The organism is Acinetobacter sp. UBA801 (genome assembly GCA_002296655.1).
Taxonomy (GTDB): Bacteria; Pseudomonadota; Gammaproteobacteria; order Pseudomonadales; family Moraxellaceae; genus Acinetobacter.
Window position 1 is genome coordinate 33,835 of sequence record DBIN01000038.1, and the last position, 13,280, is coordinate 47,114.

A 13,280-nucleotide genomic window follows, 5' to 3' on the forward strand; every position below is an offset into this window, starting at 1 on the left:
GAAAAACCCCAATCAACCCGCGTATAAACACTAATTTATTTGATTTTTCATCAGTGAAAAGACTTGAAACATCATACATGATTTTCTGTACAATTATATCAAGCGGTCACATTTCTTAATAAAACTACACGAAGTTAATCACGCATGGAAAAAAATGAACATTTGTTAAAGAGTCGTCGCTTTTTGCCGATGTTTCTCACTCAATTCTTTGGCGCACTCAACGATAACGTATATAAACAAGCGCTGCTTTTGGTCTTTACCTATGGCTTGATTAGTCAGCAATCTGCAAATGTCAGTACCCTGAACAATTTGGCAGCCTTGCTGTTTATTTTGCCCTATTTCATTTTTTCTGCCACCGCAGGACAATTGGCAGACAAGTATGAACGCGCCCAATTGGTACGTGCCATCAAATTGCTGGAAATTATCATCATGCTGATTGCGACTGTAGGTTTCCTGTTAGGAAGTTTGTGGTTGTTGCTGACCGCCCTTTTTTTAATGGGCGCACAATCGACCTTTTTTGGCCCTATTAAATATGCCATTTTGCCTGAAGCGCTAAAACCGCATGAACTGATGTCCGGTAATGCAATTTTCCAGTCAGGTACATCTATTGCGATTTTATTGGGGATGATTTTAGGCGGTGCAGTGATTTCAGTATCTGCAGGAAATTTAGTCTGGATTAGCTTAACTGTAGTGATTATTGCACTGATTGGTTATGCCTCAAGCCGTTTTGTACTGACGCAACCCGTTACTGCACCCGACATTCAAATTGACTGGAATTTTTTCCGTACCAGTTTTCAGACTTTAAAATATGCCAAAAGCTTACCCATGATTTTTCTAATTTTATTGGGCAATTCATGGTATTGGTTTTATGGGGCAACTTATTTAACCCAAATTCCGCAGCTCACTCAGCAAAATCTGCATGCCTCTGAAAATGTAGTAAGTTTATTACTGACGCTATTTTCTGTCGGCATTGGTGTAGGTTCTTTGCTCTGCCGTAAAATAGGCGGTACAGAGGTCAATATTAAAATGGTGCCTATTGGTGCAGTCGGTTTAACCATTTTTGCTTTTTATTTGGCGGGCGCATTGGCTTTTGTACCAGAAAAAACGGGCTCACTATTGGGCTTAAGCGAAGTCTTTCAGCAAGGATGGAGCTATTATCATGTCATGTGCGCAGTCACTTTACTAGGCATTAGCGGCGGTTTTTACATTGTACCCTTATATGCCATGATGCAAGCTTATTCCCCTCGTTCGCACCGCGCACGTGTGGTTGCTGCCAATAATATTCTCAACGCCATTTTTATGGTGTCATCTGCCATTTTTTCGATTTTAATTTTAAGCATCTTAAAAATTGATTTAAAAATTTTATTTAGCATTACTGCCGTTTTAAGTGCTGTTTTCACCTTTTGGCTCTTGTTAAAACTCAAGCCAATGTTAGATACTGCACAGGACTCTTTGGAGGATTAATTTCATGCGTCATTACACAGGCATCGACAAGTTTATTCATTCATTTGACCAAGCCTTGCGTAGTTTAGCGCCTGGCACAACTTCGGCTCAACGCGAAAACCCAGGCAATACGGTTGAAACTAAATTAGCAGTGAGTGAAGCCCGTCATGTTGCCGGCTTAATGCGGGTAAACCATAGTGGTGAAGTCTGTGCACAAGCCCTATATCACGGTCAGGCTTTAACCGCGAAACTGCCTAATGTACGTCGTGAAATGGAACAGGCTGCAATTGAAGAACAAGACCATTTAGCATGGTGCGAAGACCGCCTAAAAGAGTTAGACAGCCACACCAGCTTACTTAATCCTGTATGGTACGGCTTATCTTTTGGGATGGGTGCAATTGCAGGTATTGCAGGCGATAAATACAGCTTGGGCTTTGTGGCGGAAACTGAGCGTCAAGTCAGCCTGCATTTAGAACATCATATTAGCCAGTTACCTGAACAAGATGATCGTTCACGTAAAATTCTAGTGCAAATGAATGAAGATGAATTGCATCATCGTGATACGGCACTCAAAGCAGGTGGTGTAGATTTGCCAGTGCCTGTGCGCTTAACCATGACTGCAATTTCCAAACTCATGACCAAGACCAGTTATTATATTTAGTGAATTGAAAACACTTAAACGCTCACGATTGTGGGCGTTTTTTATGCCAATAAATAGAAAAACATCTCAATTAAAACGATCAAGACATAACAGATAAAGAGCCAATTTTGAGTTATCCCAAGATTTATCCGCAGATTTTGTGGATAGTTTTTAAGTGCAAAGCCAAATAAATACAGAAAAATATTGTTTTTGATGGTTTTTTATACGAAAATATAAGCAAGAGATTAAACGATGATGTCAGCCGAAACGAGATCACGTATCACCGCCAAAATTTAAAGATGTGTACTACACATCTATCACTTTTACTGACTGATTTACTCTTCACAACTCACAATTGCATTATCATGCGTAGAATGCACAAAAGCCTCATCTTGCCAAATATCCCACATCGGAATTTTCACATCTAAAGCCAGTGGTAGTTTTTTCGGATTGATTTGCATTTGAGCTAAATTTTCACCCCACGCAATAATATCTATATCTAACGGAATATCGTGCGATGGACGCACACGCCCTGCTGCGACTTCCAATTCCTTGAGGATGATATTTAGCTGCTCAAAGCTTAAACGGCTTTTGAGTAAACAAGCAGAATTCCAATAGTCTGCACCAATCCCATCACGACATGGAATCAGGTAAATCTGTGAAAACTCCACTTCGCCCAAAGCAGCAATTTGCTGATAGGCATTTTTAAACTGACGTGGTGCTTCGCAGTTACTCGCCAGAGCGAGGGCAAAAATCGTTTTGGTGGCGTTCAAGACGAATTCCTACAGAATTGGCTTCTGGAATAATGGCAGGTTTTCGAATGGTGATGCTAATGGATTCAATTGCGGTAAAAGTCGTAAAAAGTGCATCTAAGACCAATTGTGCGGCATGCTCAATCAATTTGGGAGCAGCGTGCTGAATCACCTGCGTTGAAATGCTGCAAATTTCTGCATAATTGAGCGTGTCTTGCAGCTCATCTGAAGCTGCAGCTTGGCTCAAATTGGTGGCAATGATCAAATCCAACATAAGCGGTTGTTGAATCTGACGCTCCCATGCAAAACAGCCCACGACGGTTTCTACCTTTAAGCCTTCAATGATAATTGCGTCCATGATCACACTCTATATTTCATTTGAAATCCTTCTATCCTCTTCTATTGAAAGGGATATTTGCCGTATTTTAAAGCCACGCAGAACTTATAAAACAAAAGATCAGTGGCTTTAAAATATGCAACCAGAAGGCTTGATTCGACCAATATGGGTAATTAATGCTTTAACAACAAATTCGGATCAATACTTTGTACCATCTGCAATCGTTGATCGGCATAAATATCGGTATAAGGTGCTAAAACGCGCATAAAACGGTCAAAGTACAACATTTGCTTGAACAGTAAAGCAAAGTCACGTGGGAAACGGATTCCGTGACGCTCACCCACAGCAACCATATCGAGCATGATGTCATTTAAATCGGCGGGGTTAGAAGTCAGCAATTCTTGAGGATCGGCCAGCAATACGCCACTAAATAAACGCTCTAAATCTGCTGCTAAAACCTGAGTATCAATTTGCTTGTCGGTCATGCCCATTTTGAGCATATTTTCCGCCATAAGCGTGTAGTTGGTATTTTGCAGAGCATCCATAAAGGCCATACATGCAGTCCACACTTCGGGATTCAGCTGTCCAACAATACCAAAATCAATAAATCCGACACGCCCATCTTCAAGCAACATCAAGTTACCTGCGTGTAAATCGGCATGAAAACTGTTACACATCATCAAGCTACCAAACCATGTGTTCATAGCAGTAATCAACACCTGCGATGGGTCGTTGGACACTTGTTTCACCACGTCAAAATCGGTCAAAGGTACGCCATACAAGCGCTGCATGGTCAATACGCGACGGGTGGAATATTGATGAAAGACCTTAGGTGCAGTGGCTTTTTTGTTTTGGGTCACATTCAGATAATTAATAAAATCATCTAGGTTGCGTGCTTCTTCAATAAAGTCGACTTCACGCACCATACGGGTTTTGATTTCTTCGACAATATCGGCCAAGGACGCAAATTTGACTTTAGGCACAGCTTTTTCAAGCAGTTTGGTTGCCCAGTGCAAAACATTTAAATCGGTATAGAGAATGGTTTCTACACCTGGTTTTTGCACTTTAATCACCACATCTTCGCCACTCACCAATTTTGCAGCATGTACCTGCGCAATGGATGCTGAAGCTAAAGGTTTTTCATCTATTGAGGCAAATATTTCATCTAAATTGCGCCCTGCAAATTCAGATGCCAATACCTGTTGCACATAGCTAAACGGCAAAGTTGGGGTTTGATCTAAACAACCTTGGAATTCTTCGACATATTCACGTGGGAACAATGACGGTGTACTGGCAATAAACTGCCCAAGTTTAATGTAGGTTGAACCTAAAGATTCAAATGTTTCGCGCATGAGTTTGGCATTACTTGGCTTTTCAGTGGCATATTTAATGCCTGCTTTAGCTGCCACTACGGCAGTTTCACCCATGCGAGCAACTGAACGTAAACCATCTAACCAGATATTATTTTTCATCATGTCTGAGTCATATTAAAGTAATGTGAGTTTATCAAAAAATTGCCAAGTAAAAAGGCTATCTTGCCTGACAAACTGGACAGTTATGGTCTTGATCAAAAGACAATAAGCGTTGTTTCATGCTTAAACCATCCCAAAGCAATAGTTTTTGTTTCAGCGCGGTGTTACCTAAACCCAAGTACAATAAGGCATGATGCGCTTGTAAAGTAGCCATAACATTCGGTGTGGTTGCCAATACGCCACTGTCGGTACAGCGCAAACTTTCATTGACATGTTGTTCTTTCGGGAACAGACATTCATAACATGCTGAGTCCCCTTCAACCATAAACATTTGCCCTTGAAAACCAATGGCAGAGGCACTGAGTAAAGGCACATTTAATTGTCGGCAATATTGATTGACCAAATATCGGGTACTGAAATTATCGCAACCATCTAAAACCAGATCTTGTTGGGCAATTAAAGTGCCTGCATTTTGCGCATCTAACAGCGTGGTTAAACTAACAATTTCGATATAAGGGTTAATTTGCATTAATCGTTTTGCAAGAATTTCAGCTTTATAAAAACCTAAATCAGCGGGGGTATAAGCAATTTGTCGTTGTAAATTACTAGTTTCAATCATATCGGCATCAATTAGGGTGATTTTACCCACGCCTGCACGAGCTAGTAATTCTGCACTTAAACAACCAATCCCGCCACAACCCACAATCAGTACATTGGCAAGTTTTAATTTTTCTTGTGCTTCAATATCCCAGCCATCCAATAAAATTTGTCGGCTATATAGATGCATTTCTGCATCGCTCAATTCCAACTGAGTATCGAATATGCTTTCCAAGAAAATGCCCTATGTTGCAAAACCAAAACGCCAAGTATAACGGGTATTCAAAGCAAACCGTTATGACGGCGGTTGAATTGTTGTGTATTTAAACAGATACAAGATATGTAGCGACTTGCTCAAATAGGTAATTCCACCATTCCAATTACATGCCATATTCCCGACTTTGTCTGAGGTTGTACCATTTTTTACAGGTGGTATTCGCGTTGCTGTCGTACAACCATTTATAACCTGCAGTGGCGTAAATATAAAATCTGGCACAAAGTTCAAACCAACTTCTACGCCTACAGGTAAAGTGACAAAACTGACATCGTTAGCAAGCAGCTTTGAACATACGCAGCTAAAACCAATATCTGCATAAGTGTTTAATTAAAAAACATGATAGCTGATGGGTTTAAAGGTCCACCCATATTGAATTCGTAATAGCTGCAATAGGCTTTACTTTCAACAGTTGTTGCTTGGATCCAGTTTTGTGTATAGCTGCTAGCAGACAATAGTAAAGCTGCGCCCATCCATATCGACTTTGTAAATATCTGCTTTGACGGCTGCATAAAGTTTAAATGTGCTGTTAACATTATATTCCCCAATATGTGTTGCTCTGCCCGCATGCTTTTATCTTAATCGAGGTACATGTCAACTTACCTATCGTGTAAGCCAAGCTTAAAGTTGAAAATATCACATCACAAATATGATGCACACATTTTCTGTCGATTGAGTTTGCACTTGCATTATTAGATGGCTTAAATAAAAAATACTGCTTTAAAAAACGCCAATCTGCATGATTGGCGTTTTCTTATGGCGTAATAATTAATAAGGTCTGTTGGCTAAATTTAACTCACTTTTTTCAAAGCATCTTGTTTCGCAATTTCTTGTTGCTTCAATAAATTACGCTGAATTTTTCCACTGGAGGTTTTAGGCAAGCTGCTAACAAATTCAATTTCTTTAGGATAGGCATGTTTCGATAAGCGTGAACGCACATATTGTTGCAGCTTTTCCTGTAATACAGTGCTTGGTTGATATTGATTTTTTAAGACTACAAAAGCTTTCACCACTTCAGTTCGTTCAGGGTCAGGCTTACCAATCACTGCGGATTCAAGTACTTCCTCACATTCAAGCAAGGTGCTTTCTACATCAAAAGGCCCCACACGATAACCCGAAGTTGTAATGACATCGTCTGCACGACCAATAAAATCAATTCCGCCAAATTCATTTAAACGCACTGTATCCCCAGTTAAATAATACTGTCCCACAAATGATTTACGGTCATGTCCATCATAGCCTTTGAACCACATTAAAGGCGATTGCGATTCATCCAGTGCCAGTGTGCCAATTTCACCGTGAGCAACTTCTTGGTGCTGTGCATTTAAAACCGCAAAACGATGTCCAGGAATGGCATAACCGGCAGAGCCTACTTTTTTCTGATGTTCTAATGCATGATGATTGGCAATCACCATCCCCAATTCGGTTTGTCCATATTGATCATAAATATTGACTTGTAAATCATGCTTAAACCAATGAATTACTTCTGGTGTAAGCGGCTCACCTGCGCTACTGACCACACGCAAATGTCGTTGAATATCACCATCAAATTTTTCTTTAAAACCAAAGAACATTCTAAATGCGGTTGGTGAACCTGTTAAATTGCTCACCTGATATTTACGTATAATTTCCAGTGCATGATCAACACTAAATGGACGCTCATCCATAATAATGCTATGCCCCAAACTTAGTGGCCCTGTAATACCGTAATACAAGCCATAAGCCCAACCTGGATCGGCTAAATTCCAAAATGAATCTTCTACTCTTAAATCAACGGCATGCTGCATATAACCTTTAAATGCCACAATGGCTTTTAAAGGCACAGGTACAGGTTTAGCTAAACCCGTAGTGCCTGACGTGAACATCATCAGAAAATCATCTTCAAAACCACGATATACCGTTTCAAAGTGGCTGTCTTGGGTGGTTAGAACTTGCCAGAAATCTGCATCATGGTTTTGATTTTGATTTGCTGCGTCCACAGTTAAAATTTTCACATCAGACAAGGCATTTAGTTTTGGACGCTGCTGAGTATTAGTTACAATCAGCTGTGTCTTTGCAGTTTGAATACGATGCTCAATCGCTTTAGATTCAAAGGCTGTAAATAAAGGCTGATATACAGCCCCAATACGCCATGTAGCAAGAACCGTAACTAACAACTCAGGCGTACGCGGCAACAATCCTGCAATACAATCACCTGCTTTTAAGCCCAGTTGGGTAAAATAATTTGCCAATTGCCCAGATGCATCTGCAAGTTGATCAAATGTCCAAGTTGCAGATTGCCCTTGTGTACCTTCCCAAATTAAAGCGGTTTGTTGAGTACCGATATAGCGTCCGCAACATTCTTCATAGGCATTGAGTGCCGTTGGCGTTCCTGCCAATTGGGTTTGAATCAATTGCTCAATATCAAACTGTTGATATGCCTCTTGCAAAGTTTTCATTCTTGTAAGCTCCGTCTTAAACTGATGACACTGCAATTCATTTGCAGCAATATGCGTTATTGTTTTAACCGTTTTTTACAAGTTGGGATTGAATCGCTCTTTAAAATTTCATTGGGTTTGATGTGATGAAGTCGATCATGCGATGCAATCACTACATGATCTTCGCGTATTTTTCAATCAAGTTAGCTAAACATGATTTAGACATTTACTCAATTTCCATATCCTGCAATGACATTGCCAGCTTTGGACACCGACTAAAGTGTTGGGTACGCAGCTTTAACGCTTGGTCACTTCACGTGCAATTACCAAACGCTGAATATCGGATGCACCTTCATAAATTTGGCTCACGCGCACATCGCGGTAAATACGTTCAACTGGGAAGTCAGATACATAGCCATATCCGCCATGTATTTGAATCGCATCTGAACAGACACGCTCTGCCATAGTTGAAGCAAAAAGTTTAGCCATAGATGCTTCTTTTAAACACGGCAAGCCTGCGTCTTTAAGACTTGCGGCATGTAAAATAAGCTGTCGTGCTGCTTCAATCTGTGTTGCCATATCAGCCAAACGAAAAGCGACTGCCTGATGTTGCACAATTTCAACCCCAAAGGCTTTGCGTTCATTGGCATAGTCCACGGCTGCATCTAAAGCTGCTCGTGCCATACCCACCGATTGTGCGGCAATGCCAATACGTCCCGATTCCAAATTAGACAGCGCAATTTTGTAACCTTCTCCTTTTTGTCCCAATAAGTTTTCTGCAGGAATACGGCAGTTTTCTAACACAATGGTGGCGGTATCAGAACAATGTTGTCCCATTTTGTCCTCTAAGCGTGCCACGATATAACCTGGGGTGTTCGTCGGAACTAAAAAGCAGGAAATCCCTTTTTTACCCGCAGTTTTGTCCGTGACAGCAAAGACCAAAGCGATATCAGCATATTTACCTGTGGTGATAAACTGTTTGGTGCCATTTAACACCCATACATCGCCATCTTTTTCAGCTTTACATTCAATCGCACTAGCATCGGAGCCGACTTGTGGTTCTGTTAAACAAAAGCAGCCTAACCATTCGCCTGTTGCTAGTTTCGTTAAGTATTTTTGTTTTTGCGCTTCTGTGCCATAGCGTTGTGTAATTCCGCATGGCAATGAATTTTGCACACTCACAATGGTTGAAATTGCGCCATCACCCGCAGCAATTTCTTCTAAGGCTAGAACGAGAGATACATAATCTAAACCTGCACCGCCCCATTCTTCTGCAACGGTCATGCCTAATGCGCCTAGTTCACCGAGTTCTTTTAACTCTTTTGCAGGAAATTCTGCAGTTTTGTCACGTGCCGCTGCAGTAGGTTTTAGCTTTTCCTGAGCATAACTGCGCAGCATATCCTGAATCATTTTTTGTTCATGGCTTAAAATCATGGTGACCCTCTGTGTATATGGTAAATGTTGTTTTTGTCAGGAATGCGCGCAACACCCTTGTTATATATTGCTGCAACGTTTCATATCAAATTTTCAATGCTTAAACGTGTTTACTTAGGCTATTGGTTGAGTGCAGCATCGTCACTGCTTACTTCGGCTGCATACGAATTGCACCATCCAAACGAATCACTTCACCGTTTAAATAGCCATTTTCAAAAATATGTCCTACCAATTGCGCAAATTCTTCAGGCTTTGCCAAACGTGGTGGAAATGGCACCATTTGCCCTAAAGCATCTTGTACTTGCTGTGGCAATGCTTTCAGCATTGGGGTTTCCATAATACCGGGGGCAATCGTCATGACCCGAATGGCTTCACGTGCCAGTTCACGCGCCAAAGGCAATGTCATCCCCACAATTGCGCCTTTTGATGCAGAATACGCACTTTGTCCAATTTGCCCATCAAATGCAGCAACAGAAGCAGTATTCACAATCACGCCACGTTCTTCTTCATCGGCGGCTAAGTCATATTTCGACATCAGTTGTGCCGCAAAACGGATCATATTAAAACTGCCCGTGACATTAATATTCAGCACTTTTTGGAACATCGCCAAATCATGTAAACCATCACGTCCCAAGACTTTGGCAGACGGTGCAATGCCTGCACAATTCACCAAACCATTTAACTGTCCGTATTTTTGCTCAATATGATTAAAAAGCTGCTGTACTTGGTTTTCATCGGTCACATCTACAGCTATAAACTCTGCATTTTCGCCCAATTGCTGTTGAAGTTGCTGCCCAAGCTCTTGATTCATATCAACCAAAATGACTTTTGCACCTTGCACAACTAAATGTTGTGCAGTCGCAGCGCCTAAACCCGATGCACCACCCGTGACCACACAGACTTTTCCTTGAATGTTCATTTTATTTTCCTTATAAATTTTCAGTTTGAAACAACTTAAGAAGCAGATTAATCACACTCAAGCTAGAGTACAATTTCCAAACCCTGCATCGACTATGATGTATTTGAACACTCAACTTGTAAATGGAATACCGCGCCACCCCATGAATGCAACTCAGCTCGCTTACAGCAAAGGTACTATTTCAATTGCTTTAGTCCATGAAGCTTTGCAGGCTGCACAGCAACGCGGTATGGATACGCATACGATTTTGCAGACGGCGGGTATTCCCGTAGAGCTGTTACATTCCAACAAAGCGCGGGTGTCAATTCTGCAATATGGACAATTGTGGATTGCACTGGCAGATGCCATGGATGATGAATTTTTTGGCATGGACAGCCATGCGATGCGTCGTGGCAGTTATCAGCTCTTGTCGAAATGGGTCTATCAAACTGAAAACTTAAAAGTTGCATTACAAGATATTTTAAATTTCTTTAATTTAGTGTTGGATGATTTTTCAGGTGAATTAAACGTGGATAGTGAGTATGCAATCTTAACCATTCACGATAAATATCAAGTGAAACCAATGTTTAGTTATGCCACTTATTTAATGCTGATTCATAGCTTAATGTGCTGGCTGACAGGACAACGTATCGCTATTTTAAACATGCAACTCAAATGTGCTGCCCCTCAGGATGATGCTGATTATCGTGTCCGTTTCTGTGACCAAATTGAATATGCGTGTACAACGCATAAGATTTATTTTGAGGCAAAACATCTTGATTTAAAAATCAAGCAGGATAAAAAAAGTTGGAAACGTTTTTTAAAACAAACACCCTTTAACCTTTTAGTACGTTATAAAAACCCGCATGCACTGAGTCATAAAATTCGCAAACAATTAATGCGATTGCCGCCAAGCGAATGGTTAGAATTGAACGAATTAACCAAACACTTCAATATGTCTGAAGCGACGTTCCAACGACATTTAAAGCAGGAAGGCACTAGTTATCAGCAATTAAAAAATGAGATACGTCGAGATACGGCAATTGAATTATTGAGCAAAACCCAACAATCACTTCAGGAAATTAGCGATCAATTAAATTTCCATGATCCTAGTGCTTTTCATCGTGCTTTTAAAAAATGGACAGGGGTCAATCCTAGTGCATATCGACAATATACTGAAAACTCATAACTAAAAGCTCATAACTGAAAGATCATAATTACGTGTCTTGTCACCTACTACCAACACACTATTCTATGTATTTTATAAACAACTTAATGATAAAAGAAAACTCATCGCTGTGATTTCAAGGTTTGGCAGTGAACTGAACGTTCATCGGCGCAGCATTGCCAAAGAATTAAATATAGTTTACTTTTCAATCAATTTATAGCATAAGTTTTGTGCAATTCGGCTGTCATACTCCCCTGTAATATTAAATGTACGAGCATCTTTGGAGGTATCCCCATGCTTAAGATGATAGATGTACTTTAACACAATCTAGTTCAAAATTTCTCTCACTCCCTCAACCAAGCTTCTGACCAATTAGATGAATTACTCAATCAAAGTATTCTAAATACCTCAGAAGAACAGTTACGCAATGTCATGTCTGCATTTTTCAAACGTGAAGATGCACTTGAAGCAGCGCAAGCCCTAGATATTTGCCAAGAAGATTTACAATCTTTACAAGCTGGTTTAGCACTCAAAGATGAACACCTGTGCGATACTGCTAGAATTGTTGCGCTATGCCTAGCTTTGGAAACAGACAGTTTGGCACAAGTTGAAATTCCTGACTGTTTGCTAGATTATCCGATGTAAACTAATATTTTAAGCATTTAATTGCTGTAAGTATTTAAAAAGTGATGTCTTGATGGCATCACTTTTTTATTGTCGCTGCAATAATGAATAAGAAAAATTGACTTTACGCCGCTTGCTGCTTTTTAAATCAAAAGCTGGTTGTCAACTTGCCAAGTGTTGTTTGTCTATGAAACACTAAGGCTGGATTTAAGGATGGATCAAGATGATTATTCGCAATAAAAACAACAGCCTTTCTCTCCTGTTTGCATGGTATGGGACAATTTTGCCCACGGTCTTACCTGCACTTGCAATTGTGGTCATCCTTTCTACTATTTTGGTGTATTTATCTTCCCATCACTTTTTTCAAGTGCCTAGCGTACCTGCTATTGGCTTTACTATTTTCGGGATCATTTTGTCGATTTTCCTCAGTTTTAGAAATAACGCTAGTTATGAACGTTGGTGGGAAGGTCGAAAATTATGGGGAACGTTAATTGCAACATCACGGCATATATCTCGTGACTCATATGTATTGCCAGCTCAGCAACGTCGAGTTTTGATGTATCGGGTCATGCTATTTTGCAATTTATTGCGCAACCGTTTACGCAATCAAAACCAACCCATCGATTTCTACCAAAATAAAGTTAATCTCACACCTGCAGATTATGAAGCATTATTTCCGCATATTAATGCCCCACAGTTTATATTGGAAAGTGTTCAAAAAGAGTTAGTCAGCGCACTTAAAACAGGTGAAATTTCCGACATTATTTATCAAGGCTTAAATCAACACATTGTTGAGTTAGGTAATGTGCAAGCAGGTTGTGATCGAATTCTCAGCACCCCCTTGCCTTTTTCTTATTCGGTTCTGTTACACCGCACCGTGTATTGTTTCTGCTTTATTTTGCCTTTTAGTTTAGAAGCCAGTTTAGGAATCTGGACACCCATTTTAGTGGGTTTAATTGCCTATTTATTCTTAGGTTTAGATGCACTCAGCGAACAACTTGAAGAGCCTTTTGGCTTGCAAGACAATGATTTGCCACTCAACTCTATGGTGCGTTTAATTGAACGAGAAATGCTTAGCTCACTTGGCGAAGAACTACCGCCTGCAATTTTGGCAGTGAAAGGCAACCTAAGCTGAAATCAGTTGAGTTGAGGTTCATAAATTAGTCTTCCACCTAGACTCTGCTAGTCATTGGTCTATGTTTGCGAGCAGAGAAATAAATCTCA

11 protein-coding genes and 1 pseudogene are annotated in these 13,280 nt (G+C 40.4%); 5 read left to right on the top strand and 7 right to left on the bottom strand.

All coding sequences use genetic code 11. The features are described 5' to 3' along the window. The first annotated feature begins 144 nt into the window (after window positions 1-144). Window positions 145-1,464, top strand: a complete 1,320-nt coding sequence (locus B2W49_RS07505) for an MFS transporter (RefSeq protein ID WP_291337891.1) — start codon at window positions 145-147, stop codon at window positions 1,462-1,464. Window positions 1,465-1,468: 4 nt separating this feature from the next. Further along, window positions 1,469-2,104 carry a 2-polyprenyl-3-methyl-6-methoxy-1,4-benzoquinone monooxygenase gene (gene coq7, locus B2W49_RS07510; RefSeq protein WP_291337892.1) on the top strand — a complete coding sequence of 212 codons (636 nt, stop codon included), beginning with the start codon at window positions 1,469-1,471 and terminating at the stop codon, window positions 2,102-2,104. Between the two features lie 314 nt (window positions 2,105-2,418). Here the strand turns inward: coq7 and B2W49_RS07515 are convergent, their stop codons facing one another. From B2W49_RS07515 to B2W49_RS07545, 7 genes are all read right to left on the bottom strand, one after another. Next, on the bottom strand, window positions 2,419-2,856 hold the full coding sequence (locus B2W49_RS07515; RefSeq protein ID WP_291337894.1) for a 2-amino-4-hydroxy-6-hydroxymethyldihydropteridine diphosphokinase: 438 nt from the start codon (window positions 2,854-2,856) through the stop codon (window positions 2,419-2,421). After that, a complete protein-coding gene (folB, locus tag B2W49_RS07520) occupies window positions 2,813-3,193 on the bottom strand; it encodes a dihydroneopterin aldolase (protein WP_291337896.1) in 381 nt (126 codons plus the stop codon). The genes B2W49_RS07515 and folB overlap by 44 nt, the downstream gene beginning before the upstream one ends. A 152-nt stretch (window positions 3,194-3,345) precedes the next feature. Then, window positions 3,346-4,644 carry an ABC1 kinase family protein gene (locus B2W49_RS07525; RefSeq protein ID WP_291338674.1) on the bottom strand — a complete coding sequence of 433 codons (1,299 nt, stop codon included), beginning with the start codon at window positions 4,642-4,644 and terminating at the stop codon, window positions 3,346-3,348. A gap of 58 nt (window positions 4,645-4,702) precedes the next feature. After that, window positions 4,703-5,431, bottom strand: coding sequence for a HesA/MoeB/ThiF family protein (locus B2W49_RS07530; protein WP_291338675.1), 729 nt, complete (start codon window positions 5,429-5,431; stop codon window positions 4,703-4,705). A gap of 875 nt (window positions 5,432-6,306) precedes the next feature. Beyond that, entirely contained in the window at window positions 6,307-7,953 is a 1,647-nt protein-coding gene (locus B2W49_RS07535; protein WP_291337898.1) for an AMP-binding protein, read from the bottom strand. Window positions 7,954-8,229: 276 nt separating this feature from the next. After that, window positions 8,230-9,366, bottom strand: coding sequence for an acyl-CoA dehydrogenase family protein (locus B2W49_RS07540; RefSeq protein WP_291337900.1), 1,137 nt, complete (start codon window positions 9,364-9,366; stop codon window positions 8,230-8,232). Window positions 9,367-9,514: 148 nt separating this feature from the next. Further along, window positions 9,515-10,285 carry a 3-hydroxyacyl-CoA dehydrogenase gene (locus B2W49_RS07545; protein ID WP_291337901.1) on the bottom strand — a complete coding sequence of 257 codons (771 nt, stop codon included), beginning with the start codon at window positions 10,283-10,285 and terminating at the stop codon, window positions 9,515-9,517. 142 nt (window positions 10,286-10,427) lie between these two features. Here B2W49_RS07545 and B2W49_RS07550 point away from each other — a divergent pair, with 142 nt between their 5' ends. The 3 genes and pseudogenes from B2W49_RS07550 (at window position 10,428) to B2W49_RS07560 (ending at window position 13,191) form a co-directional block, all read left to right on the top strand. Further along, on the top strand, window positions 10,428-11,453 hold the full coding sequence (locus B2W49_RS07550) for an AraC family transcriptional regulator (RefSeq protein ID WP_291337902.1): 1,026 nt from the start codon (window positions 10,428-10,430) through the stop codon (window positions 11,451-11,453). 273 nt (window positions 11,454-11,726) lie between these two features. Then, window positions 11,727-12,077, top strand: a pseudogene (locus tag B2W49_RS07555) (hypothetical protein). 202 nt (window positions 12,078-12,279) lie between these two features. Continuing rightward, window positions 12,280-13,191 carry a bestrophin family protein gene (locus B2W49_RS07560; protein ID WP_291337903.1) on the top strand — a complete coding sequence of 304 codons (912 nt, stop codon included), beginning with the start codon at window positions 12,280-12,282 and terminating at the stop codon, window positions 13,189-13,191. Window positions 13,192-13,280 lie beyond the last annotated feature (89 nt).